Source organism: Paracholeplasma morum (assembly GCF_016907055.1).
Taxonomy (GTDB): Bacteria; Bacillota_I; Bacilli_A; order Acholeplasmatales; family UBA5453; genus Paracholeplasma; species Paracholeplasma morum.
In genome coordinates this window covers 26,100-50,460 of the sequence record NZ_JAFBBG010000008.1, presented here as the reverse complement: position 1 = coordinate 50,460, position 24,361 = coordinate 26,100, and the positions used below count along the sequence as shown (strand labels likewise).

The window sequence follows — 24,361 nt, the reverse complement described above, 5'->3', positions numbered from 1 at the left end:
CTATTTAATGTCTAGTATTTGGACATGGAACGATTTGCCTGTTTCTAGGTGTACTTCTACAGAATCCCCTTCAACAGCACCAATGATTGCTTTTCCAACAGGTGAATCTGTTGAAATCTTATTTAACATTGGGTTTGCTTCAATGGTTCCAACCAATTGATAATCTACAGTTTTCTTCTTTTCTACGAAGAATAATGTTACTGTTTTCCCGGTTGTAACTTTGTTATCGGAAGATGCTTTAATTAATTTAAAGTTTTCTAAGATATTTTCAATTTCTTTGATGCGCGCTTCAATTCTTGCTTGTTCATCTCTAGCTGCATCATAATCAGCGTTTTCAGATAAGTCCCCTTGTGCACGAGCTTCTTGAAGCGCGATGACGTTTTCAGGACGTTTTACATCTTTTAAGTGAGATAACTCAGCTCTTAACTGATCGACACCTTCTTGGGTCAATTCAAAGACCTGTTTATTTTTTGCCATAAAATTCACTCCTTGTTTTACATTTTATAATTATACTATAATTCCTATGAATTAGATAGTTAAAGATGATGTTTCTTTAATGCTTTTTGTATTTCTTTGTGCCCAGGCATTAGTAGATCTAAGACATCATAGAACGGTTTTTGATGATTGGGCACAAGTATGTGTGCGTATTCATGCATCAATACGTATTTAAGATAGATGGGGTCTAGTTTTGCAAGATAGGCATTTAGAGTAATGACTTTTTTTCTAATATGACAACTGCCATATTTGGATTTTAGCCATTTTATTTCCGTTGGAAGTGGTTTCAAACCTATTGGTTTTAAAGCCTCAAAGAGCCAATCCTCGAGTTCCATTAACTTTGTTTTCAATACTTCTTTATAAAACCTCTTAAGTGCTTCTTCCTCGGTTTTTGTGTAGTAGATTGTGACTTCATCACCAACGTCATAACTAAATCTTTTACTTTGGATGTAGGTGATAGATTTCGTCAACCCAAAATAATTAGGGATGGTTATTTGTCGAGTCATTTTTTCATAAAACAGATCATATTTTTTATGAATATAATTAATGATTTCTTGATCACTAATATGTTTAGGACGAGTTATTAGTACATAATCGTCTTTAAAATGAAAATAGGCGTGTTTGATTTTTTTAGTCTCAAATTCAAAGCGCAGTGTTTTCTCACCCTTAATTAAAATCATAGTACTTTTCTTAACATATCAAAGGCATGAACTTCAAAAGGCACTTTGATTTTCAAGATTTGTTTAGGGTGTCTTGCTGCATCTAATAGATTCATTTGTTCATCATAGATGTTTTCAACGACCGTTTTACGTTGGTATTTTGGTCCAACAAGCTCCACTTCTTCACCTGGTTTAAAGTGATTACGTTGTTCAATCGTCGCATACCCTGTAATTGCATCATAATCAATGACGATGCCTAAGAATTCTTTTGTTGGTTCTTCACTGCGTAAGTTATATAGTTGTTGTTCTGCCTTTGGCATCCCAGCTAAAAACCCGTATGAGGTAAGTCTATTTTCTGCTTTTCGAATTTCTTCTTCATAATAATTCATATCTTTAACCGTACCAGTTTGTGTATACTCATCAATTAGTAACCGGTAAGTTCTTACAACCGTAGCAATATAGTGAATACTCTTCATACGCCCTTCGATTTTAAGTGACGCTACATTTGCATCCATTAATTTAGGGATGAACCTCAAAGTTTGTAAGTCTTTAGAAGACATTGAAAACGGCATTGAGTCGTCTGATATCTTTTCATCATCACTATATAAATCGTAATTCCAACGACAACTATGGGCACAGCCACCTCTGTTTGCGTCACGATCAGTCATATTATTCGAAAGGGTACATCTTCCACTGTAGGAAGCACACATTCCGCCATGAATGAATACTTCAATCTCAACTTCTGATTTCGAAGTAATCTCACTAATTTCATCAATGTCAAGTTCACGACCTAATACAACACGTTCGGCGCCCATATCTTTCCAAAATTTAACAGCGCTACTGTTAACCACCGATTGTTGAGTGGAAATATGAACTGGAATACTTGTATGATCCAAAGCGGTTTTTACGATATATGGGCTAGCCGCAATTATCGCGTCTACACCAGCACTTTCTAATCCCTTTAGATACTCAATTAATTCACCCATATTTTCATTATGTGGAATAATATTGGTTGTTACATAGAGTTTTTTGCCAAATTGGTGCGCGAAGTCAGCACCTTCTTTGATGTCTGCCAATGTGAAGTTGGATGCTCTTGCACGTAATGAAAACTCTTGTCCACCAATGAATACCGCATCTGCCCCATATAAGATTGCTATTTTTAGTTTTTCTAAATCGCCTGCTGGCGCTAATAGTTCTGTCATTTCAATACCTTCTTAGGTTTATATACAGTCTTCTTAAATAAGAAGCCCGTATCCCATTTTTCTTTATAGTTATCCAAAATTTGTGCTTTTGCTTCTTCGGATGGTTCTTGATAGTATTTTAAAATCTCTAGTGTGTATTGATCGTCGTGAAAAATGGTATCAAAAACAATATAATCGACTGAATTACTAAGTTCATCTACATAAGGTAATCCGCAAAACACATTTTCTCTAAAGATATGTGTACCTGCTTCATCTTCCAAAGCTTTATAGCGAAACTCAGGTCTTTTTTCTTCTACCACAGATAAGTTTCGTTTGTCATGATAAGGATTTGGAAGGTTCTTATTTTCAAAATAAGCATTTACTAGTTGCCTTTTGGAATAAAACATATCTAAATATCCATGAATGTACATAAAGAGTGGATATGGTCTATTTTTCCCAATTTCAATGATGTCTTCCAAAATAATTTCCTTAGCTAAGAAAACACCTTTAATGCCTTGTTCATGATAGTAGTGAACATCAAAGACATTCGCCAATAAAGTTTCAGGATTATAAACCATCTTATGAAGGATATTCAACTTTTTGGCAATCGATAACACACCTATATCGGCAATAATGTATCCTGTGATTGCCTCACTATCGACACTCTTGATAAAGTCTTCGTAGTGGTGTTCATCTTTATCGTGCAAAATGCGGTTCATAAGGATATATACTTCTTTTTGTGCGTCTTTGGCCATGTTGGAAGCAATGACAATCTCTTCAGAACTAAAACTTCTTGTTAGTCTTGTAGAGACTTTATCTTGTCCCACGATAAACCCATCACAGTAGTTCTTTAAGAACTCGATTGAGTTCACTTCAAATAATGTTACTAATTTCTTCATAGCGGTTTCCTCACTGATACGCTCATGCCATCACCAATATCTGTAAATGACGTTTCGAATTCTTTGTTTTCTTGTAAAAATGTTTTAAACCCGTTAAGTCGCTTGATGAGATTTCTTGTCCCACGCTTAACTTTGGTTATATCCAAATGGTGAAAATTTAAGTTATCTGTAATGATAAATCCGTTTTCAGTTAATTGGTTTTGATATTTTAAGAAGAATTTCTCATATTGTGCTTTGGCTGCATCAACAAATATACAGTCATATAAGCCCGATACATCTTCTGTTAATGCGTCTTGAAGTAATACTTTAATCTTTGATTCTAAGCCAAAACTTTTAACGTTTTCGACAGCTTGTAGGTAACGTGCTTCATCACGTTCAATGGTAACAACCGATGCATTTGTATGAACCACCATTGCGATGGCACTATACCCAACTGCCGATCCAATCTCGAGAATGGTCTTAGCTTTATGATCTAAAATCGTTTTAACCAAAAATAAAAGCCCATCGTCAGATAGGATTGGTATTTGATTCTCTAGGGCTTTTAGTTTGAGTTCATTAAGCTTCTTCTGCATCTTCATCGTCATCTGCATCGTCGGATTCTTGAGAATCGCCAATGAAGTTTTCTAACAACTCATCAAGCATTTCCCATTCTTCGTCTGTTTGCACGTCTTCGAAATAGCCTTCGCCATTCTCAGTCTCAACGAATACTGCTGCACTAATTTCATCGCGGTCAGAAAATTGAAAAACAACATAGTTTTTCATAGTTTCTTCGCTGTAATGTGTGAATAGAATATCGCACATTACTTCTTCGCCATCGTAAATGATGGTTAATTTGTTTTCATCCATTATATCGCTCCTTTGTAGTCTAGATAGCTCTGCAAGATGATTTGGGCAGCCATTTCATCTTTTTTCTTTTTACGCTTATCTCTTTTTACGCCTGCTTCAATCATTTGGTTTTGTGCATGAAAGGTTGAGAGCCTTTCATCCCAAAGAATAACGGTTGCTTTTGTTTCTTTTTCAATCATTTCCTTAAATGATTCGCTGATTTTGGCACGAATGCCTATATCATTGTTCATATGCTTCGGATAGCCTAGAACCACCACATCGATTTGTTCTTGGTTGATGTAATTGTTGATAAACTTACTGGCATCGTCATAGTGATTTTCATAAAATCGGTAGGTCATTATCGCTTGTGCTAAAATCCCTGAGTCACTTCTGGCTATGCCAAGTGTTTTTTCACCTAAATCAAGACCAATGTATGAGGTCATTAAAACCACTCCTTGAAGGATTCGATGATGTCGTTAATCTTTGTTTTATCGCTGGTTCCGCCTTGAGCAAAATCAGGTCTTCCTCCGCCTGAACCATTGGATACAGCAGCTGCTTTCTTAACCATTAGATTAGCATTGTTCTTATGTGTTTTACATAGGAACATCAGTTTATCTTCGGTTTCGTTAATTAGGCACACAGCATCTGCTTTTATTTTATCATAGATTGCATCTATAAGTTGTTTTAAAACATCTTTATCCATATCTTTTACAACAACAATTGGGGTTAATGTATCTCTCTCATAGTATTGTTCAAGATTGGATAATGCAGATTTACCTTTAATTTGTAGTAGTGTTTTCTCTAAGTTCTTATTATCGTCTTTATAAAGCTCGATGTAGTTTCTGAAGTCAATAATGTCTCTGTAAGACCCAATGAATTGTGGTTTCACTCTTGAGTTAAATTCAAATTGAGGATCAATCGAGTGAATTTCTTCAAGCAATCTTTGTTGTTTAGCCTCGAGGGTATGAAGTTCATCCATGTAAGCGGAAACTGAAGCAGCAATCTTGGATTGAACATCCCCAGTAATCGCTTCAATACGATAAATACCAGAACCAATTGATTCAAATGAGGTTAAGGCAAAACGTTTGATTTCTGAGACATTTGATACGTGTGTTCCCCCACAAAGTTCGATGGAATACCCACCGATATTTACCACTCTAACGATATCATGGTACTTTTCACCAAACAGTGCCATTGCACCTAGTTTTCTCGCATCATCAATCGGCATTTCTGTAGTAACAACATCGAATGCTCTTAAGATAGCATCATTAACAACCGCTTCAATCTTCAATAAGTTTTCTTTTGAAATGGATTCATAATTGTTAAAGTCAAAGCGAAGTGTCTCATTCGTAACTTGTGAGCCTTGTTGGTTAACGTGATCACCTAAAATGACTTTTAGAGCTTTATGTAAAAGGTGTGTAGCTGTATGGTTCATTGCAATATTCAAACGGTTATCTTGATTGACTTCTGCGTATACCACTTCGCCTTCATCAAAGCTTGCGTCTAAAACATGTAATGCTTGTCCGTTTGGCAGTTTTACGACATCAGTAACTGGATAACCATTTATGGTTCCAATGTCAGCTACTTGTCCACCCATGGTTGCATAAAATGGGGTTTTATCTAAGATAATGCCATTTTCAAACACTTTAATGACTTCACTTCTAGATGATAGTGTGTCATATCCAATAAATAAGGATGGCTCTTTAAATGCGAGGTATTCTGCTTCTTGAGCTTTCATCGAATTGTTTTGAACACGATTTCTTCTGGATAATTCTTTTTGTCTATCCATAAGTTCGTAAAAACCGTCCATATCGACTTCTTTATTGTGTTCTTGTGTAAGTTCTAACGTTAATTCAATTGGGAATCCATAGGTGTCATACAGTTTAAAAGCGTCTTCTTTTGTAAGAACATCCACTTTTTCTAAAGCATCTAGTAAGTGTTTTTCACCTAAGGTAAGGGTTTCTAAGAACTTGTTTTCCTCAGATAAAATAACGCGTTTAACCATTGCTTCATTTTGAACAACGTTTGGATAATAAGGTGCCATAATGTCTCTAACATCGTCCACTAATTTATGTAAGAACGCTTCAGTTAACCCTAGCTTCTTACCATATTTAGTTGCACGTCTTAATAATCTTCTTAAAACATATCCTCTACCTTCATTAGATAGAATGGCGCCATCGGCAATTGCCATGGTTAGGGTCTTGATGTGGTCAGCTATGACTTTAAATGCCATTTGTCCATCGTATTTAACCCCTGATAAATCTTCGGTATGTTTAATGATTGGCATGAATAAATCTGTTTCAAAGTTAGTCTTTGTGCCTTGTAGTACACAAGCGAATCTTTCAAGACCTGCCCCTGTATCAATGTTCTTACTTGGAAGTTCTTTGTAAGATTCTCTTGGTGTTCCAGGTTTTGCGTTATACTGGCTAAAAACAATGTTCCAAATTTCAATAAAGCGTTCATTGTCTAAGTCTTGTTCAATGAGTTCTTTCCCGCGCTTATCATAGGATTCGCCTCTGTCAAAATAGATTTCAGTATCTGGACCTGATGGGCCTTCCCCAATTTCCCAGAAGTTTGATTCCAGTGGGATTAAGTGGTTAGGATCCACACCAAGCTCGACCCATTTATTATAAGCAACTTGGTCAGAAGGATAATAAGTCATGTAAAGCTTTTCTTTTGGAAAGCCATAATAAGCTTCGCTGGTTAATAGCTCAAACCCAAATTCGATGGCTTCTTCTTTAAAGTAGTCTCCAATAGAAAAGTTTCCTAACATCTCAAAAAATGTGTGATGTCTTGCAGTTTTACCAACATTATCGATGTCATTGGTTCTAATGCATTTTTGGATATTTGTTAAACGTGGTTTTGGTGGAATGGCTGACCCATCAAAATACTTCTTAAGCGGGGCTACTCCAGCATTAATCCATAATAGTGTTTTATCGCCCATTGGAATAAGCGAAGCACTTGATTCAATTTTGTGGCCTTTAGATTCGAAAAAATTAAGCCAAGTTTCTCTGATTTCTTTTGATGTCATGTATCTCATATGTGTCCTCCATAAAATAAAAAAAGTCCTTAGAAAATTCTAAGGACGACAAAGTCGCGGTACCACCTTAGTTCTAGGTTTCCCTAGCACCTCAATTTACTGTTATGGCCAGTTTACCATTGCTCCCAAGTAGCTTCATGATTGCATTTAAGTTACTTTCACCAACCGTAACCTCTCTAGTTAAAATTCATCATTACTCATCTTGTTCATCGCTATACAACCTATTTTAACATAAAACTCTTATTTTTCAAGTAAAATCACGGACGAGATGATGGGTTTTCTTTGTAGAATTCCAACTGTGCGATTACATCATTTCGTTTGTCTTCAAAATAGGAATAGCCACGTTCTTCAAAAGGAACTTGGATTAGGCCTTTGGTTGAATGTTGGTTAAAGATGTTTTTTTCTTCTAGATGTAGGGCAAGATATCTATCATAAGTAAAATACGTACTTATCAATAGATTAAGGGCATTTTCATATTTTTCTTGATAGTCATCAAATGACAGGATTTTATCCGATAGTGGGTGTTTAACTTCTTGACCCCATTGATGGGTGTTTAAGTTCCCCCAGGTATAGATGTCTGCCCCAACTGTATGATTAGTAAATACGGGTGCGCCATCCCATCCTTGACCTAAGCCATGATCATAATCATATGGAGTCATGAGCCATTTCTTCTTGTCTGTTTGATAATATAAATAGTAATTATTCCCCATTGCACGGTAATCATCTGGGTTTCCGAGCATCACCCCTGTTGCAAGCAAATTAATAAACGAATCTACTTCGAAATTAGCTTCAATATAGGTTTTAAAGGCTTCACCCTCTAAATCATTAATGTTTTTAATGAATGACTTAAGTTGCTGGTGAGTGCTTGTTTTCTTATTGGTTTTTAAGTCATAACTTGGAAAGTAATTAATGCTTTCATCCTTAACCCCAATAGCTCTACTATCATAGTTATCTTCAAGAGCAGCTGGACCAAATTGTTGCCATAGCACTTTGTATAAATCGCCATCATCGTTATTAAGGTTTCTATTCAAAAATGATCGGTCTATGGATTCAAATATGTGGTATACACCCATGATGGTTTTAGTATTGTCTATTTGTAACGTTAATAGAACAGGAACCATTTTAGGGGCTAATACACCCATATCATTAAATAAATTATAACTAAAGCGTTCAGTCACATAGGATGTGTCATAGTTACGGTTGTATTTTAAATTCAGTTCAGTTACGCCAAATACTGTTCTATCTTTAATCTTTTGAAAGTCTTTTGATGCTTCATCTATTCCGATTGGGTCATTAAAATCAATCTTAAAATGGTTTCGATTGAGAGTACCTTCAGAGTCAAATAAGCTGGTTCTGGATGTATTACCTCTCGTTCTAAACCCCACATTATACACTGTTTCAGTAAAACTATCTGTTTCATAAACCAGATCAGCAACTATTTGATAATCTGTTTTAAACGATCCAAACTTCTTGTTGTGTTCATGCATTTTTTGGTTTAACTTATCGGCATCATTCTTAGATATCTTAATTGTTAAAGCATGATAGTGCGTTTCTTCAAATAAGTATTCATAGGTTAGTTTGGACTCAACAACAGGATCTGGATTCGATGGTAAGATCGGATCTGGGTTTGATGGTAAGATCGGATCTGGGTTTGATGGCGCATTTGGATTAGGTGGTACAACTGCCTCATCACACCCCACTAGTAATAATACTAAAAACAATCCTATAATGAGTTTTTTCATACATTTATCCCTTCATAAGTACTTTCTTATTAATCACCATTAACCCTAAAGAAGCCCAAATGGCGATTAAAAAGTATCGAATAAAATCAAATACTAAGTCTAATACTAAAGGGTTAGTATCAGCGGTTGCACTATAAGGTAAGATAACCTTCAAGCCTTCTTTTAATAAAAGTGCTACACCAATCCCTAATACGACTTTCACGACTTGTACGATTGGTTTCGCATTCACTTTGGATTTAACATATAGTTTTTCAATATAATACCCAACACTTAGCCCGATATAGGCGCCAGCGGCTACATAAAGTTGTTCTTGTTTAATAAAGAACATTAAAATGATAATAATTGGAACTGGGTATAAAGCACGAATGTGTTCTCTATCTGGTTTACCAACCCCAAGTAAAAACATGAATAAACTACCTAATATGAGCCCAAGTGCAAGGCCAACTATAACGTCTTCTAAATAGTGTTGACCTAAATATACTCTTGAAAGTGGTACTAAAATGACTAATAGAACCATTAACGTACGAATCACTTTCGAGAAATAGTATTCATTCCAAAGGTTAATACCGATGGCTCCAGCTGCTTGTGCATGCCCACTTGGCATTGATGAGCCTGATGTTTCTTGTAAGATTGCTCTAGCACCTTCCTGATAAGGCCTTGGTTTATTGGTCAGTGATTTGATGCCCCCATTAATAAAGGCACTACCTAAATAGGCAATCATAAAGCGAAATGCAAACTTCTTATCTATTGTCCAGTATAATATCGCTGACAATAATATAAAGAAATACTGATCACCAAACTCTGTGATGATTCGCATGATTACGTCTAATACTGGATTTGAAAACTGTTGTAAAAACTCAACTATTGCCATCTTTTTTACCTCTCTCAATCTTCTTACTTAATTTGGTCTTGATCTTCGTTCGTTTCTTTTCTTCTTTTTTCGTAATGACTCTTTGTTTCTTAAGTTCTTTAATCTTCTCATATGTGTGTGCTGAAGGTTCGATATAAGTAAACTTTGAGATAGATCTATAAGAGTCTTTCAAAGAACTGTCTTCATTCAATATACCAATATCGATTAAGTTATTAATGACTTCATTTGCGACAAAATAGCCATAGTTTTGTCTTTCTGTCAACGCATCATCTGTAAATCTAATGATGTCATAAGCCATTTGGACGGGTTTATTTGAGAATAAACTTAAGTCAGTCATATTAACGATAAGGATTTTGTCATTAATGTATTTGCTTAAATTCAAGTTATAATCTAGCGGTACTGTGATTATGACATTACATCCCTTATCAATTAATACATCGATTGGGTTATTGTCTGTTAATCCGCCATCTACATACCCATCTTCATCGATATACGTAGTCCCGAAAAACAGTGGAATGGATGCACTCGCAATGACTGTTTCAAATGGTTTTTCGTGAGTGTTAACATGAAACACTGTTTTCTCGTGATTGTCTTTTCTAATTTGTGAAACGATTTTCTTTGGATCAATGATTTTTGAGGCAACAACGTATAAATCCTTGTCACATTTGGTCAAGTCTTTAAGCTTTACGTAATGGGTAAAGATATCTCTTAAGACATCTAAGCTATATAAGCCTTGTTTGTCTTGTTTAAACCTGGTAAACCCTTGTTTATAAAAACCAGACTCTTGAGCATATTCCCATACTTCAACGATTTTATTTGCATCATTCAGTGTACAGAGCAATAATCCATTGATTGCGCCAATTGAAGTACCTGCAACGACTTCAATGTCATCTAATAGATTATGTTCTTCTAGTGCTCTAATAACCCCTAATTGATACCCACCTTTAGCCCCGCCGCCCCCAAGCATTAACCCTATCTTGGGTTTCATCTTCTAAAGCTATCCTTTAGTGTTTTCTTCATGTGTCTTTGGGCGTCTTTTTCTTTCAAGTCTTCGCGTTTATCGAACAACTTTTTACCCTTAGCCACTGCGATTTCTAACTTGGCTAAGCCTTCATTAAAATAAAGCTTTAGGGGGATTAATGTGAAACCATCTTCTTTAGATTTAGCTTCCAGTTTGAGGATTTCTTTTTTATGCATTAATAATTTTCTAGTTCTAGTTTCTTCATGGTTAAAGATATTGCCGTGTTCATATTGGGCAACATGCATGTTAAAAATGAATATCTCACCATTTTTTACCGTCACGAATGCATCGTTTATATTGGCTTTGTGTTGACGGATCGATTTAATTTCTGTGCCCTTTAGCTGCAAGCCGGCTTCATAGGTTTGTTCTATGAAGTAATCATGCCTTGCCTTTTTGTTTTGGGCGACTATATTTTCTTTCATACTTTTTTTCCTCTTTTACAATAAATGTCAGTTGTCTCAACTTAACATCAACATCTTTCAATTTTACTTCTACTTCTTGCCCAATCTTAAAGAGTTGCTTAGTATCTTTACCCTTTAGCGTCAATGCTTTTTCATCAAAATAGTAGTAATCATTCATCATTCGCATTGGACATAAACCTTCAATACCGTTTTCGAGACGCACAAATAATCCTGCTTTTGTAACACTAGAAATAACGGCCTTAAAAGACTGATTAACTTTATTCGCCATAAATTGAGTGGTTTTAAGTTTATCGGTTTCTCTTTCTAGTTCATCCGCTTTTCTTTCCATCACTGAGCAACGTTCAGATGCAACATTAACATAGGCTTCATAGTATTGATAGTTCTTATCAAAATCAGTTGTATCAATTAGGAATGCTTTGATTAAACGGTGTAATAAAAGGTCAGGATATCTTCTAATTGGTGAAGTAAAGTGAGAATAGTATTTAGAGGCTAATCCATAGTGTCCAATGTTTTTTCCACTATACTCCGCTTTTTGCATTGAGCGTAAAAATAGTGTATGGAACACTAATTCAAGTGGATGTCCTTCTAGTTTATTTAAGATATTTTGAAGTGTTTTAGGCGTAATATGATTAACCTTTGGAATCTTTAATCCCAACTCTTTTACCATTTGCATGACTTGAATAAGCTTGTCTGGATCTGGTTTATCATGGACTCGGTATATGCAAGGTAGTTCTAAACTTGATAAATGAAGGGATACAGTTTCGTTCGCTAAAACCATAAAAGACTCGATAAGAGCTTGGCCTTTGCCAGTAACGTAAGGATGAATGTCAATAATATGACCCATCTCATCGGTTTCATATTTAAACTCTAAGCTCTTGAAGTTTAACGCGCCACGGTCTACCCTTTTTTCTTCTAGAATATAGGATAGTTGATACATGTCTTTAATGGTTTGTTCTACTTCCTTATTAACTAAAGAAGACCCATTATCCAAGAAATCGTTCACTTCGTCATAATTCAAACGGTAATTGACTTTTACCCATGTCTGCTCAATTTGGTGACTGATTGGATTACCATATGCATCTAGTCGCATGGTGACACTTAAGCATTTCTTTAACGTATCGGCATTTAAACTACACAAGTCGTTTGATAAGCGTCTTGGTAACATTGGAATGACCCTGTCTGCTAAGTATACAGACGTCGTACGTTCAAAAGCTTCTTTTTCCATAAATGAGTTGGGTCTAACATAGGCACTTACATCGGCTATATGAACTGCCAGTATATAGTCGGTCCCATCTTTCTTTAAACTAATCGCATCATCTAAGTCTTTAGCGTCTTTTCCATCTATGGTTACAATAAGTTCGTTTTCAACAACTCTTCTTGGCATCGTATCGATAGATTCAATCTCATCCGCTTCTTTTAAAGTCTCTTGCGAAAACTCATAAGGCCAGTTGGCTTCATAAACAAGTTCTAATATATCCATCCCTGGATCGGTTTCAAACCCTAGACATTGAACAATCTGACCAATGGCTTTCTTGCCTTCATAACTTTGAATCTCAATTAGTAGCACTTCACCACCAATAAAATCCTTTTCTTCAACTTCAATTTGAAGTCTAAAAGGTTTAATTGGTAAAAACATAACGGTTTGATTGACTTTCTTCACATGAACAACGATTTGCTTAACTGTACGTTCAAGGACATCAACCACCTTGTTTTTTACTCCTACATGAACCAATACTAAGTCTCCGTCTAAGCTCAAACCTAGGTCCTCTTCATATATGAATAAATCGTCTTTTTCTTGTAATAAAAAGGCAAAGCCTTGGTTCTTTACATCCAAAAAGCCCACTCTATAGTTAGGTCTTAATTGATATAGGTCGTTTTTGTAGTCTAGTCTTTTTTGACTTACTAACTGGTCTAGCGCTTCCGTTAGCGAAATAACATCCATTTGAGTTATTTCCAAAAGTTCATCGAAGCGATAGGCTTTACTATCCTTAAATAATTTTAATAGTATCATGGAATCACCAACTTATCTTACAAAAATTATATCACACACGCGCGTACATTAGCGTATCAAAATCCAATTATTCGATTATTTTAGTAATTTAATTCATATTGACCCACAACAAAAATAAAAAGCACATTTTATTATGATGTGCTTTTGGTTATTTTTAAGTATGGACAGAGGGGACTATCCAAACTGTAAAAAACTAAACTTTTAAAACTCAAAAAGTTAAAGGCATGATAAAATATACTGTGTGGTTATTAACTAAACTTGTTTAGGTTCGTTAGCAAGCACGCTTTCCAAAAGTTTTTTAGTTTCCAAATGGTCTTCTTTATTCGATATGTAATCATTGACCATAATTTCATCAATTGTTTTGTCATACCAGTTAACAAGCTTTTCAACGATGACGTAAATCATCTTTTCATTATGATCGTGTAAGAAACGTTTTAACGATTCAATGTATCCGATAATATAAGGATTTCTAGTGTAATTTGTGATGGTGCCAGAAATACCATGTAATTCGATTTCTAATAATTCAATGTTCATACTATCCACGTCCTATACTATTAATAAATTCAGGAAAATCTGGGTCTTCATAATCCATCGTAACATTTGAATTTGAGTCTTCTTTCGATATTGATAAGACGATTGAACTTCCAAATGATACAACAAATAGTAATACCAAAATAATTAGTTTTCTCATGACTTTTCCCTCCTACACTTATATTTTAGGATGGATAAAAATATATATCTACGGCACATCTGTCATACTTTTGGGGGTATTTTATGGAAATTACCAAACTTTTAGTCTTTATGGACAACTTAAGATACGCTAGAAAGGTCTCTCAAGAAGACTACTTGCTAGACATTGTTTCTCAAAGACAGTATTACAGATACGTCAATGGTGATTCATTACCACCATTTGACATCATCATCAAACTGTCTGAACGGTTGGGAATGAGTTTTGAAAGATTAATCAATCAGTTTATCGAAGCATCTGATGATGAAAACAAACACGTAAAAGCTTTCTTCAATTTGGTTATTTCTAGGAAAGATTCTGAAGCACTTAAACTATTTGATGGTTTCTCAAAACAGAGATTACTCGAAAATGCCAACCATAAATTCATCATTATTGGTAAGAGCATACTGGACTATAATAGGGACCGAATGCCAAAACATGAATTAATCCGAATCTTGAAAGAACAAATCGACTTCGCAAGCATCATGAAGAGTGAGATTTTGCAGGATTTAGAACTCTATATTTTGGGGTTGGTTATGCAATACAGCGATGAAGATAGAAAACCTATTCTAAAACGCATTCTCTACTTAAACAAGGAGAATAAACTCTATACTTCTGGAAACCGACTTTATATTTCTCAAGTGTACTTTTGGGTTTTAAAGAATCTGGGTGTAGAAAAACGTTATGATGATTTATTGCAGATTGCCGATGATGCAATTCTATTCGCGAAAAGTGAATATTCAGTCTATTTACTCGAATATTTCTACTACTATAAGGCATTAGCATACTACAAGAAAAAAGACCTACCTTCATTCGAGGCGGTCCTATTTGACTGTATTAGTGTCTTAAAGGTGTCCAATATGCGCACCTATGAACATTTTAAAGAAATGATTCTAAAAGATACTAAGATCCACATTGATGATTTTTACGTTTTAAAAATAAAAATTAAATAAGAAAAGCGGAAACTCTTTAAAAAGAATTTCCGCTTTATTTTTGGGAATAAAACTCTATTTTTTTAAGTTATAGAATGATTTTAAACCGTGGAATTGCGCAGTTTCACCTAATTCATCTTCGATACGAAGTAATTGGTTGTACTTAGCAATTCTGTCTGTACGTGATGCTGAGCCTGTCTTAATTTGACCCGCATTGAACGCAACAACGATGTCTGCGATTGTTGTATCTTCTGTTTCACCAGATCTGTGAGAAACAACTGCTGTATAACCAGCTCTCTTAGCCATTTCCATAGCGTCGAATGTTTCTGTTAAAGTACCGATTTGGTTTACTTTGATTAAGATTGAGTTAGCGATACCTTTTTCGATACCTACTGCTAATCTTTCAGTGTTTGTAACGAATAGGTCGTCACCAACTAATTGGATTTTAGATCCTAATGCTTCAGTCATTAATTTCCATCCATCCCAGTCGTTTTGGTCGAAACCGTCTTCGATTGTGATAATTGGATATTTGTCAACTAAACCTACATAGAAATCAACTAATTCTTTAGAAGTGAATGCTTTTCCGCCTTCGCCTTCTAATACATATTTCTTAGTTTCAGCGTTGTAGAATTCTGATGCAGCAACGTCCATACCTAAGAAAATATCTTTACCAGCTTCAAAGCCAGCTTTTTTGATTGCTTCAAGAATAACTTGGATAGCTTCTTCATTTGAGCCTAGGTTTGGTGCAAATCCACCTTCATCACCTACAGCTGTGTTGTAGCCTTTTGATTTTAATACACTCTTTAAGTTATGGAATACTTCAGTACCCCATTGGATAGCTTGTTTAAAGCTCTTTGCACCAACTGGAAGAATCATGAATTCTTGGAAGTCGATGTTGTTGTCAGCATGCGCACCACCATTGATGATGTTCATCATTGGTACTGGAAGTTGTTTCGCATTGAAACCACCTAAGTAGTTATAAAGTGACACACCTAGGAAGTCTGCAGCTGCTCTTGCTACTGCCATTGAAACACCTAAAATTGCGTTTGCACCCAATTTAGCTTTGTTGTGAGTACCGTCTAGTTCGATCATTAATTTGTCGATTGCAACTTGGTCAGTAACCGCATAACCAATCACTTCTGGAGCGATGATTTCGTTTACGTTTTCAACTGCTTTTGTAGTACCTTTTCCTAAATATCTTTTTTTGTCGCCGTCTCTTAATTCAACAGCTTCGTATTCACCTGTGGATGCACCTGATGGAACGATTGCTCTACCGAATGCGCCACTTTCTGTGTAAACTTCTACTTCAACAGTAGGATTACCGCGTGAATCTAATACTTCTCTTGCATACACATCTGTAATAAATGGCATAATTTTATATCTCCTTTTTCTATTTTTTAGTATCTCTATATTACCAAAAGTATTATACCCCAACATGCTTTCAAAATAAAGCATTTCAGGTATAAAAGCGTTTACTATTTTTATCTTTTCATCTGCATATATATCGTCCTACAAATCCATACATATATTAGAATATATAGAAGGTTAAAAAATATGACTGAAATGTCAAAAGACCACTTCCATACAAAATCAAAATAAATAAGCGGATTTAAGAATTTATGATAAAGAGCAATGTTTCCTGTGATCACTTCTAAATAAAAAATTTGTGAAGTGAACCCCATCATATATACCCCTATTAACAAGAATACAACAGACAAAATAGAGTATATAATATGGTACTGATTGAAACTTCTAAAAAGTCTATTTGATAAGAAGTAATAGAATATCAAGAATGTAAATATGGATAATATGGATTGAAAATAGACTGTTAAGTAAAAATCTAGTGCACCAATAAATGCTCCAAATATAATACTACTTAGTATCCCTTCTACCAAGAACCTCTTCAAATCACTCTTAATCAAGGGTTGCTTAAGTTCATATAAGAAATGCTTCATCTACTCACCACCTTTAAGATAATTATAACTCAACTTTATCCAATCTTGACTTAATTGGCAAAAATAACATAGTTGTGATTAACCCTTTTGAAACATTTAATAAGCCATAGTTCGTTATGATGTATGTAATATATAAGTTCCAGTTTGACAGATCTACACCGAAAATATTGTTCATACTTGGGTCTTTCATCATTGTAAAAGCCGTAAAATGAAACTGACTGAACCCAAACATACTTGTAGAAGCATCAAACGAACTTAAATAAATTGGTGTTAATACAAAAATATTTAACGTAATTAGTGCAACTGTCAATGTTGTAGTTACACCAATCACAACACTAAAGAATTCCTTTTTAGAGACTGGTTTAGGGTCCACAATAGATTCTAGTAATAGGGGTGCTTTATGGGTTTTAATCATTTTCGAAATTAGGTAATAACTACCCAAAATGATTAGACTTGCTATCACTGCGATCAATTCTCCGACCATCTCATGTGGGATGAATAAATCCCCTTGTAACCCTTGTCTAAGGATTCCTCTAACAATAATTAATGTAAATGCGCCTTTGTATCCGACAACGACTGCAGCTACTAGTAGAGCGATCTCGCTCACATCTAGTTTCAACCATGGTAATCCTAGTGGTATTTCAAACAACCCAAATACCACTGAAATGGCTGCAAGCGTCGCTACAAAAATAACTTTTTTTGTGCTGTAATTTGTTCTCATAATTTTCCTCCTTAAGAAACAAAAAATGCCGCCACTCCAGGGTGACGGCAAAAAACAGGCACAAAAACCTTGTTTCTTCTCCCATCCAGACTATACTGTCGGTACTGGAATCGCACCAGTTCAACCAAAAAGGTTCGCGGACTTTACCGCCGATCAAGGAATTTCACCTTGCCCCGAAGTATTAACTCAACCACATTATAAAACAAATAAATAACTTAGTCAATTCAAAATGTTTTCTAAAACACTGATCATTTCCTCTAACTCCTTGAATTCATCCTTAATTTCTTTGATGTAATGGTCATTAAATGGACGAAACATTTTTAAATCAAAAGCGTCTTTTTGGTTATTGATTGCAAGTATGACTTTATTACCTATAAACCCCATTACGAGTTTGTTATACTTCTTTTTCAAATGAACGATTTGTTCCATAACATTTGGCTTAAGTAGTTTAAATGTTTCGAATTGACTACTGCTAAATACATCAACCATCTTGTTAAAATCGATCCATTCAAGTTCGATTTTCTCAAGACTATTTCGCTTCCCAAAAAGGGTTGTATTATTATTTAATATATGAATCGGTTCAGGAAAGATTCTTTCAGTGGTAATCTCATAGTATCTGCCTCTAAAAATCGTCACAACCGTTGTGGTTTTACCATTGCTTCTGACGTCTTGAAGATGGACATCAGCACATCTAAAATAATGATCGTTAATATACCCAGTTATCATATCTTCACTGCTAAAGCGGTCCTGTTTTAACAATACGCCCGCATTGTAAACCTCTTCTTTTGAAAACCCTCTTTGTGTATCATATGTCGCATTAGTAATTGAAGATAGAATTGCTTCTTTAACATAAGACTCTTTATAACTATTGCTCAGTTTTTTAAACATACTAGGCGTAATAATCGTCAATACTATTCCAAAACCAATTACAACAAAACCCATATAGGGATTTACTATAAAACTTAAAAAGCCAGTGACGGAAAGCAAGATTCCTATTACCTGTATCCATTCATATATTTTCTTTTTTCTGATTATTTCTTCTTTTGTCATAGTCACGAATAACCTCTATTCTAATAGTAAAAAATGTGATTCAAAAAACAGTAAACACTTTCAATTTTCATTTTAACATACTATGTTATATAATAATTATGGAAAAATAGAAATGAGGCTATTAAATGAGTAATAAAAAATTTGTTGGATTAATCATCCTAGATGGGCAAGGTTTAGCTCCAGCTAGTGACTCCAATTCAGTCACTTTAGCACATAAACCAAATTTAGATCATATTTTAAGTGAATTTCCTAACTCAACATTACAAGCTTCTGAAGAAGCAGTTGGCCTACCTGAAGGGCAAATGGGCAACAGTGAAGTTGGACATTTAAACTTAGGTGCTGGTAGAGTAGTGTATCAATCCTTAACTAGAATCAATGTTGCGATCAAAGACGGTTCTTTTTATGAAAATAAGTCTTTTTTAGATGCCATTGAACATGTTAAGAAACACAATTCAAAACTACACATTTTAGGTCTTGCTGGTAACGGTGGTGTTCACGCATCTAGCCAACACATCATTGCGTTAATTAACTTAGCAAATAAACATGGTCTAGAACAAAAAACTTTCTACCATGCTTTCTTAGATGGTAGAGATACCCCTCAAACATCTGGATTAGCTTTCGTTAAAGAGTTAATTGAAGCAGGCGCAAGAATTTCAACTGTATCTGGTCGTTACTATGCAATGGACAGAGACAATAACTGGGACCGTCTTCAAAAAGCATTCGATGCAATGACCATCGGAAATGCCCCAGAAAAGGATTGCCCAATTTATGGTATTACTGAATCTTATGAAGCAGGTATCACTGATGAGTTCATGTTGCCGTTTGTGGTTAACAGAAAAGGCTTAATCGAAGACAACGATGCGATTATATTCGCTAACTTCCGCCCTGATAGAGCGATTAGAATTGCAACTGCATTCTCTAACCCAGAAGGCGTAAAAAACTACTACTCTGAAGGCAAAGCAACTTTTGATGCATCTCATGCACCAAAGAATATCCACTTTGTATCCATGATGCATTATAATGAGTCTGTTAAAGGGGCGATCGCGTTCCCACTTCAAGACTTACAAAACATTTATGGTCAAGTCATCTCAAACGCTGGATTGAAACAACTAAGAGCTGCAGAAACTGAAAAATATGCACACGTTACGTTCTTCTTTGATGGTGGTGCCGACTATGAGTTACCAGGTGCTAAACGTATTTTAGTTCAAAGTCCAAAAGTACCAACATATGATTTAAAACCAGAGATGAGTGCTTACGAATTAACGGATGAAGTCGTCAAGGCTTTAGAAACTAAAGAATATGACACAATGATTCTAAACTTCGCAAACCCTGATATGGTTGGTCATACTGGTTCCATTGAAGCTACAAAATTAGCTGTTGAAGCAGTCGACAAATGTTTGGGTAGAGTATTAGAAGCAATCGACAAGATTGGCGGGGTTGCAATCGTGTTGGCTGACCATGGTAACGCAGAAAAAATGCGTGACGAATTCGGAAAACCGCACACTGCTCATACTACTAACCTAGTTCCTGTGGTTGTTACGAAAAAAGGCATTACACTTCGTCAAGGTGGCGCTTTATGTGATGTTGCTCCAACGATGTTAGACATCCTCGGTGTTGCTCAACCTAAAGAAATGACGGGCAAATCATTAATTAACAAAAACTAAGATGGTCACCCATCTTTTTTTTCGAGCAGTTCTTTGTGTAAACGCTTTCGGCTTTCTTCAAATCGGCTGTGATTTTCTTGTTATAATGTTATAATAATTTTGTTAAAGTGAGGAAATATTATGTCTAAATTACTAAAACTCCGTGAAACCTTAGCTAATAACAAACCAAGTTACCCGATGAACTATTCTATTCCATCGATGTTTAACTTATTTGGCCATAATGCTATTTCGGTTTTAAGCAATGGGGAACACTTAGTGAACCCTTATGATTTTCTAATTGATTTAATTGATCAAGTATTATTAAAAAACTATGAAAGTGCCCCAACTGGTTCACTTTCAACAATCAAGGGTGTAAAAGTCTCTAAGTCTAATAAGAAAATGGGTGGAGACTGGATTCTAAAATCTACTGTCTACTCAATGATGATTAGAACTTCTACAACTTGGGACCATGATAGAAATGGTTATATCGATGAAAACAATATTTACCACATCAAAGAAACTGGTACGTTCTTAAAAACACTTGCGTTACTCCCACTTCTAGACAAGATGGGCGTAGACTCAATTTACTTACTACCTATTTCAAAATTTTCATTAAAAAATAAAAAAGGTGAACTAGGATCTCCTTATGGCGTTTCAAACTTCTTTGAACTAGATCCTTCATTATCCGATCCAATGGTTGAAAATAACCTTTCAGTAGATGAACAGTTCCAAGCGCTTGTTGAAGCTGCACATACATTAGGCATGCGCGTGATGATTGATATTATTCCACGTACTAATGCTACTGAAAATGATTTAATCATAGATCATCCAGATTGGTTCTATTGGATTAAATCCAGTGACCTCAGCTTATACAAACCTCCATATGTTGACGAAATTGCTGAACGTACAGTTTCACCAACTTCTAAATTTATGCCAACTGTATATAAGAGCCCATCAGTTCTAAATCACATCCAAATGTTCCAATTTGACCCTCAAACACAAGATAGCACTAAGTGGTCAAAACTAAAAAAAGAATATGCTAGAAAAGGCGGTTCCATTCTCGAGCTAGTTGATAAATATTATGGCCTTACCATCGCACCAGCTTTCTCAGACCATATTAACGATATTCAACCACCTTGGACAGACGTCACATTCTTCAGAATGTATATGGACCATCCAATCGAAACATCAAAATACCTAAAAGATAAAAATACTGCGCCGTATATTCTATTTGACACGATCAAGTCAAACTTATATCCAGGTCATAAACCAAATGTCGAATTGTGGGATACATTATCAAATATTATTCCTCATTACCAAAAGACTTATGGTATCGATGGTGCGAGAATTGACATGGGGCATGCTTTACCAAAAGAACTTGTTAACCAAATCATTACAACCGCTAGAGCTATTGACCCCGACTTCGCATTCATTGCTGAGGAATTAAACCCAGATAATGCTAAACATGCAAGAAAACTTGGTTACAATATGATTATTGGTAACGGATTCTCTATGGAACCACATATTTGGGAAGGCAAACTTCACCACTTCTACTATAAATCTGTTGAATTAGATTGTGCTGTATTCGCTTGTGGTGAAACGCACGATACACCAAGATTAGCTGCACGAGATGGTGGACAAAACCTATCCAAGTTCTTAACCGTTATGAATATGTTCATGCCAAACGGTGTGCCATTCATTAACTCCGGTCAAGAGGTTTATGAAAAACAACCAATGAATACAGGTATTGATCCAAGACCTAATGAGTTATACATGCTTGAGCCAAACGATCCTTTCTATGGCAAACTTGCTTTATTTGATAAATTCGCTATTCATTATCTAAATCACATGCACAATGATATTTCAGATAACTTAGCCAAAATCAAACCAATTCGTAAAAAGTATCTAAATGTTATTACCGACAAGAATAACTATATTCCAGTTCACTTCTTAGATGGGTATAATCCAGTTGGATTTGCCTATGAAGCAAAGAATGAAATTCTATTAATCGTTGGTAACGCTAATCCATTTGATGCACAACATGCAAAAGTTGACTTGTCAGCAATTCGCAAACGTTTCAACATTCAACAAAATGAAGCTAGATTACTTTATGCAATGCATGAATCTGGCCCAAGAATGTTCTATGAATTTGATGAAAATAAAAACCCTTACTTCTTCTTAGGAGCAGGCGAAGTCAAAATTCTAGTATTCAATAAATAATCGAAAAGACGCTTATAAAAAGCGTCTTTTTTTCATTTCAAAACCGTATTTTAAATATGCAAATATATTTTAACATTGGCTATATAAATATGTATAATATATCTTTTTTATAATCATATATACTATGTATATAATATCTCATTAATTAATTTCATCAATTTGAACGATATCATCCAGAGATAAACTGAGTCTTGGACACATAATAAGTTTCCGATACAATCCATCATATTTAACAATTTCTCCTACTTGATAATAAATATATCCATCTAAGTAATAGCTGATTCTTACGATTTTGTTTAACCTAATGGCCTCTTTAATAATACGGTCCATTTCGACTAAAGCATCTTCAAATAATACAGGTTTATCACGCTTGTTTTTGAGATAAATCATCTCATTAATCATTTCATGATACCCTGCTAGGGCATCAAATGGATGCCATTTCATAAGTCCTCTGTCTTGATAACTAGCCATGATGTCCTCCAATCATTTTATTACGTGCTTTAATGGTGGAGGATTCTAGTTCACTTGAAGCTCGGTTGATGCTGTTTTTTCCAAATCGCATCTTAATTTCATCCATAGCCACCCCTAATTGAAATTCTCGATACGTTTCATCTAAGTCTTCGAATAAATTGGGTTGGTAAATCGTATTGTCCATTAAGCTTGAAACGGATATATGAACATGGCGAATTGGCAGGTCCTCATAGTGCGTTTCAAAAATACTCTTACACGTTTCAAAAATCACTTTAGGGCTTGATGTATGACTAGTGAGTCCTAGTTGGCGGTGAAACCCACCTCCATATAGTTTGGAATAAGCTACGCCAAAATGAATTACCTTAGCGTGTTTTTTGTGAAGTCTCAATCTTCTACTTATCTCATCAGTCATTTCTAGAATAATCTGATAAATGTCTTTTCGATAATAGTCTTTAAATAATGTTTGACCCATTCCATAACTTTTGGAGACCACACTCATTTTACCCTTATCTTGGATTAAAGACATATCAATGCCGTGTGTATGATAGTAAAGTTCTTCACCCAGTATACCAAACTGTTTCTTGAGTCTTTTGACATCCGCATTCGCGATATCACCAATGGTCCAAAAGCCCATTTGGTTTAATCTTCTTTGCATATTTACACCAATGCTCCACATTTCAGACAGTGGTGCAACCGGCCAGAGCTTATGAGGAATATCTTCATATGTCCATTTTGCGATAAAGTCAGGCGATTTCTTTGATTCGATGTCTAAAGCCAGTTTAGCCATTAACATGTTTTCGCCAATCCCGCAAGTTGCGAATAAGTCTAACTTGTCATGAATTCTCTTGAGTATTTCTTTTGCAAGTTCGTAATCGTTTTTTTGATAGTAAGTTAAATACTCAGTGACATCTAAGAAAGCTTCATCAATTGAATAAACATATAAGTCTTGTTCAGAAATAAACTCCAAATAAACTTTGATAACCTCTGTTGAATACGTTAAATACGTATGCATTTGAGGCTTTTGAATCATAATCCCTAAATCTGTAGGCAGTTCATAGATTCGACATCTTGAAGGTACGCCTTTTGACTTTAAATACGGGCTTACAGCTAAGACAATCCCGCCGCCACCCCTAGAATCATCCGCAACCACTAAAGGGGTCTTAAATGGATCTAATCCAAGTAATGCGCATTCAACAGAGGCATAAAAACTCTTTAAATCTATACAGAGTATCTTACGCTTTAATTTGTATTCGTCCATTAAAATCCCCCCTTTTTAGTGCCATCATTATATCAAGATTTTTGAATGAAAACCGATGAAAATCCGTTATTTGTAATGAAACTAAAAAGGGGTTTTTCAACAAAAACCGGGTATTGTTTTACCTATACGGTTATCACGTAAATCCTTGGTTTTGAGAAAAAAAGTCACCTATCCAAAGGTGACTTATGCTCGTATTATATGCTGTTTTTGAATTATTG

Annotated in this window: 24 protein-coding genes, 1 riboswitch and 1 other annotated feature; of the genes, 3 read left to right on the top strand and 21 right to left on the bottom strand. The window is 35.2% G+C overall.

Going from position 1 to position 24,361, the window contains the following annotated elements:
• From greA to JN09_RS04895, 15 genes are all read right to left on the bottom strand, one after another.
• Entirely contained in the window at nt 1–477 is a 477-nt protein-coding gene (greA, locus tag JN09_RS04965) for a transcription elongation factor GreA (RefSeq protein ID WP_204433360.1), read from the bottom strand.
• Nucleotides 478–536: 59 nt separating this feature from the next.
• Nucleotides 537–1,175, bottom strand: coding sequence for a M48 family metallopeptidase (locus tag JN09_RS04960; RefSeq protein ID WP_204433359.1), 639 nt, complete (start codon nt 1,173–1,175; stop codon nt 537–539).
• Nucleotides 1,172–2,356: a peptidase U32 family protein gene (locus JN09_RS04955; protein WP_204433358.1), complete on the bottom strand. Its 1,185-nt coding sequence runs from the start codon at nt 2,354–2,356 to the stop codon at nt 1,172–1,174. The genes JN09_RS04960 and JN09_RS04955 overlap by 4 nt, the downstream gene beginning before the upstream one ends.
• Complete coding sequence (locus tag JN09_RS04950) at nt 2,353–3,234, bottom strand: peptidase U32 family protein (protein WP_204433357.1); 882 nt, start codon at nt 3,232–3,234, stop codon at nt 2,353–2,355. The genes JN09_RS04955 and JN09_RS04950 overlap by 4 nt, the downstream gene beginning before the upstream one ends.
• Nucleotides 3,231–3,812 carry an O-methyltransferase gene (locus JN09_RS04945; RefSeq protein ID WP_204433355.1) on the bottom strand — a complete coding sequence of 194 codons (582 nt, stop codon included), beginning with the start codon at nt 3,810–3,812 and terminating at the stop codon, nt 3,231–3,233. Before JN09_RS04945 ends, JN09_RS04950 begins: the two co-directional genes overlap by 4 nt.
• Complete coding sequence (locus tag JN09_RS04940) at nt 3,790–4,080, bottom strand: DUF1292 domain-containing protein (protein ID WP_204433353.1); 291 nt, start codon at nt 4,078–4,080, stop codon at nt 3,790–3,792. The genes JN09_RS04945 and JN09_RS04940 overlap by 23 nt, the downstream gene beginning before the upstream one ends.
• On the bottom strand, nt 4,080–4,502 hold the full coding sequence (ruvX, locus tag JN09_RS04935) for a Holliday junction resolvase RuvX (RefSeq protein ID WP_204433352.1): 423 nt from the start codon (nt 4,500–4,502) through the stop codon (nt 4,080–4,082). The genes JN09_RS04940 and ruvX overlap by 1 nt, the downstream gene beginning before the upstream one ends.
• Complete coding sequence (gene alaS, locus JN09_RS04930; RefSeq protein WP_204433400.1) at nt 4,502–7,090, bottom strand: alanine--tRNA ligase; 2,589 nt, start codon at nt 7,088–7,090, stop codon at nt 4,502–4,504. The genes ruvX and alaS overlap by 1 nt, the downstream gene beginning before the upstream one ends.
• Before the next feature lie 47 nt (nt 7,091–7,137).
• Nucleotides 7,138–7,318 (bottom strand) — a binding site (T-box leader).
• A gap of 38 nt (nt 7,319–7,356) precedes the next feature.
• Nucleotides 7,357–8,841, bottom strand: a complete 1,485-nt coding sequence (locus JN09_RS04925) for a CotH kinase family protein (RefSeq protein WP_204433350.1) — start codon at nt 8,839–8,841, stop codon at nt 7,357–7,359.
• Between the two features lie 4 nt (nt 8,842–8,845).
• Nucleotides 8,846–9,712 carry a phosphatase PAP2 family protein gene (locus JN09_RS04920; protein ID WP_204433343.1) on the bottom strand — a complete coding sequence of 289 codons (867 nt, stop codon included), beginning with the start codon at nt 9,710–9,712 and terminating at the stop codon, nt 8,846–8,848.
• The gene (locus JN09_RS04915; protein ID WP_204433340.1) at nt 9,699–10,700 is read right to left on the bottom strand and encodes a patatin-like phospholipase family protein; all 1,002 of its coding nucleotides are present in this window, start codon (nt 10,698–10,700) and stop codon (nt 9,699–9,701) included. Before JN09_RS04915 ends, JN09_RS04920 begins: the two co-directional genes overlap by 14 nt.
• Nucleotides 10,697–11,155: an SsrA-binding protein SmpB gene (gene smpB / locus JN09_RS04910; protein ID WP_204433330.1), complete on the bottom strand. Its 459-nt coding sequence runs from the start codon at nt 11,153–11,155 to the stop codon at nt 10,697–10,699. The genes JN09_RS04915 and smpB overlap by 4 nt, the downstream gene beginning before the upstream one ends.
• A complete protein-coding gene (gene rnr, locus JN09_RS04905; protein WP_204433321.1) occupies nt 11,112–13,166 on the bottom strand; it encodes a ribonuclease R in 2,055 nt (684 codons plus the stop codon). Before rnr ends, smpB begins: the two co-directional genes overlap by 44 nt.
• Before the next feature lie 252 nt (nt 13,167–13,418).
• The gene (locus JN09_RS04900; protein WP_204433318.1) at nt 13,419–13,700 is read right to left on the bottom strand and encodes a hypothetical protein; all 282 of its coding nucleotides are present in this window, start codon (nt 13,698–13,700) and stop codon (nt 13,419–13,421) included.
• 1 nt (nt 13,701) lies between these two features.
• Nucleotides 13,702–13,857, bottom strand: a complete 156-nt coding sequence (locus JN09_RS04895; protein WP_204433316.1) for a hypothetical protein — start codon at nt 13,855–13,857, stop codon at nt 13,702–13,704.
• Between the two features lie 83 nt (nt 13,858–13,940).
• On the opposite strand from JN09_RS04895, the gene JN09_RS04890 reads away from it, so the two are divergent.
• A complete protein-coding gene (locus JN09_RS04890) occupies nt 13,941–14,846 on the top strand; it encodes a helix-turn-helix transcriptional regulator (protein ID WP_204433314.1) in 906 nt (301 codons plus the stop codon).
• A 54-nt stretch (nt 14,847–14,900) separates the two neighbouring features.
• On the opposite strand, the gene eno is transcribed toward JN09_RS04890, so the two are convergent.
• The 4 genes from eno to JN09_RS04870 form a co-directional block, all read right to left on the bottom strand.
• Nucleotides 14,901–16,196 (bottom strand): phosphopyruvate hydratase, encoded by a 1,296-nt coding sequence (eno, locus tag JN09_RS04885; RefSeq protein ID WP_204433312.1) that lies wholly within the window; start codon nt 16,194–16,196, stop codon nt 14,901–14,903.
• A gap of 110 nt (nt 16,197–16,306) precedes the next feature.
• A complete protein-coding gene (locus tag JN09_RS04880) occupies nt 16,307–16,780 on the bottom strand; it encodes a hypothetical protein (RefSeq protein WP_204433307.1) in 474 nt (157 codons plus the stop codon).
• A 22-nt stretch (nt 16,781–16,802) separates the two neighbouring features.
• Nucleotides 16,803–17,501: a hypothetical protein gene (locus JN09_RS04875; RefSeq protein WP_204433305.1), complete on the bottom strand. Its 699-nt coding sequence runs from the start codon at nt 17,499–17,501 to the stop codon at nt 16,803–16,805.
• A 69-nt stretch (nt 17,502–17,570) separates the two neighbouring features.
• Nucleotides 17,571–17,686: riboswitch (FMN riboswitch) on the bottom strand.
• A 34-nt stretch (nt 17,687–17,720) separates the two neighbouring features.
• Nucleotides 17,721–18,443 (bottom strand): DUF3137 domain-containing protein, encoded by a 723-nt coding sequence (locus tag JN09_RS04870; RefSeq protein WP_204433303.1) that lies wholly within the window; start codon nt 18,441–18,443, stop codon nt 17,721–17,723.
• Nucleotides 18,444–18,676: 233 nt separating this feature from the next.
• Here JN09_RS04870 and gpmI point away from each other — a divergent pair, with 233 nt between their 5' ends.
• Both gpmI and JN09_RS04860 read left to right on the top strand, forming a co-directional pair.
• The gene (gpmI, locus tag JN09_RS04865) at nt 18,677–20,215 is read left to right on the top strand and encodes a 2,3-bisphosphoglycerate-independent phosphoglycerate mutase (RefSeq protein WP_204433301.1); all 1,539 of its coding nucleotides are present in this window, start codon (nt 18,677–18,679) and stop codon (nt 20,213–20,215) included.
• 120 nt (nt 20,216–20,335) lie between these two features.
• Nucleotides 20,336–22,414 carry an alpha-amylase family protein gene (locus JN09_RS04860; RefSeq protein WP_204433299.1) on the top strand — a complete coding sequence of 693 codons (2,079 nt, stop codon included), beginning with the start codon at nt 20,336–20,338 and terminating at the stop codon, nt 22,412–22,414.
• Between the two features lie 141 nt (nt 22,415–22,555).
• Here the strand turns inward: JN09_RS04860 and JN09_RS04855 are convergent, their stop codons facing one another.
• Nucleotides 22,556–22,885 carry a YolD-like family protein gene (locus JN09_RS04855; protein WP_204433297.1) on the bottom strand — a complete coding sequence of 110 codons (330 nt, stop codon included), beginning with the start codon at nt 22,883–22,885 and terminating at the stop codon, nt 22,556–22,558.
• On the bottom strand, nt 22,878–24,143 hold the full coding sequence (locus JN09_RS04850) for a Y-family DNA polymerase (protein ID WP_204433292.1): 1,266 nt from the start codon (nt 24,141–24,143) through the stop codon (nt 22,878–22,880). The genes JN09_RS04855 and JN09_RS04850 overlap by 8 nt, the downstream gene beginning before the upstream one ends.
• Nucleotides 24,144–24,361: the final 218 nt, after the last annotated feature.

Coding starts and splice junctions, on each gene's coding strand:
- JN09_RS04915 (WP_204433340.1), bottom strand. CDS start 10,700: ATGAAACCCAAGATAGGGTTAATGCTTGGGGGCGGCGGGGCTAAAGGT.
- JN09_RS04880 (WP_204433307.1), bottom strand. CDS start 16,780: ATGAAGCATTTCTTATATGAACTTAAGCAACCCTTGATTAAGAGTGAT.
- JN09_RS04925 (WP_204433350.1), bottom strand. CDS start 8,841: ATGAAAAAACTCATTATAGGATTGTTTTTAGTATTATTACTAGTGGGG.
- JN09_RS04900 (WP_204433318.1), bottom strand. CDS start 13,700: ATGAACATTGAATTATTAGAAATCGAATTACATGGTATTTCTGGCACC.
- smpB (WP_204433330.1), bottom strand. CDS start 11,155: ATGAAAGAAAATATAGTCGCCCAAAACAAAAAGGCAAGGCATGATTAC.
- JN09_RS04960 (WP_204433359.1), bottom strand. CDS start 1,175: ATGATTTTAATTAAGGGTGAGAAAACACTGCGCTTTGAATTTGAGACT.
- eno (WP_204433312.1), bottom strand. CDS start 16,196: ATGCCATTTATTACAGATGTGTATGCAAGAGAAGTATTAGATTCACGC.
- JN09_RS04855 (WP_204433297.1), bottom strand. CDS start 22,885: ATGGCTAGTTATCAAGACAGAGGACTTATGAAATGGCATCCATTTGAT.
- JN09_RS04870 (WP_204433303.1), bottom strand. CDS start 18,443: ATGGGTTTTGTTGTAATTGGTTTTGGAATAGTATTGACGATTATTACG.
- gpmI (WP_204433301.1), top strand. CDS start 18,677: ATGAGTAATAAAAAATTTGTTGGATTAATCATCCTAGATGGGCAAGGT.
- JN09_RS04875 (WP_204433305.1), bottom strand. CDS start 17,501: ATGAGAACAAATTACAGCACAAAAAAAGTTATTTTTGTAGCGACGCTT.
- JN09_RS04895 (WP_204433316.1), bottom strand. CDS start 13,857: ATGAGAAAACTAATTATTTTGGTATTACTATTTGTTGTATCATTTGGA.
- JN09_RS04890 (WP_204433314.1), top strand. CDS start 13,941: ATGGAAATTACCAAACTTTTAGTCTTTATGGACAACTTAAGATACGCT.
- JN09_RS04945 (WP_204433355.1), bottom strand. CDS start 3,812: ATGAAGATGCAGAAGAAGCTTAATGAACTCAAACTAAAAGCCCTAGAG.
- ruvX (WP_204433352.1), bottom strand. CDS start 4,502: ATGACCTCATACATTGGTCTTGATTTAGGTGAAAAAACACTTGGCATA.
- JN09_RS04950 (WP_204433357.1), bottom strand. CDS start 3,234: ATGAAGAAATTAGTAACATTATTTGAAGTGAACTCAATCGAGTTCTTA.
- alaS (WP_204433400.1), bottom strand. CDS start 7,090: ATGACATCAAAAGAAATCAGAGAAACTTGGCTTAATTTTTTCGAATCT.
- JN09_RS04850 (WP_204433292.1), bottom strand. CDS start 24,143: ATGGACGAATACAAATTAAAGCGTAAGATACTCTGTATAGATTTAAAG.
- rnr (WP_204433321.1), bottom strand. CDS start 13,166: ATGATACTATTAAAATTATTTAAGGATAGTAAAGCCTATCGCTTCGAT.
- JN09_RS04920 (WP_204433343.1), bottom strand. CDS start 9,712: ATGGCAATAGTTGAGTTTTTACAACAGTTTTCAAATCCAGTATTAGAC.
- JN09_RS04940 (WP_204433353.1), bottom strand. CDS start 4,080: ATGGATGAAAACAAATTAACCATCATTTACGATGGCGAAGAAGTAATG.
- JN09_RS04955 (WP_204433358.1), bottom strand. CDS start 2,356: ATGACAGAACTATTAGCGCCAGCAGGCGATTTAGAAAAACTAAAAATA.
- JN09_RS04860 (WP_204433299.1), top strand. CDS start 20,336: ATGTCTAAATTACTAAAACTCCGTGAAACCTTAGCTAATAACAAACCA.
- greA (WP_204433360.1), bottom strand. CDS start 477: ATGGCAAAAAATAAACAGGTCTTTGAATTGACCCAAGAAGGTGTCGAT.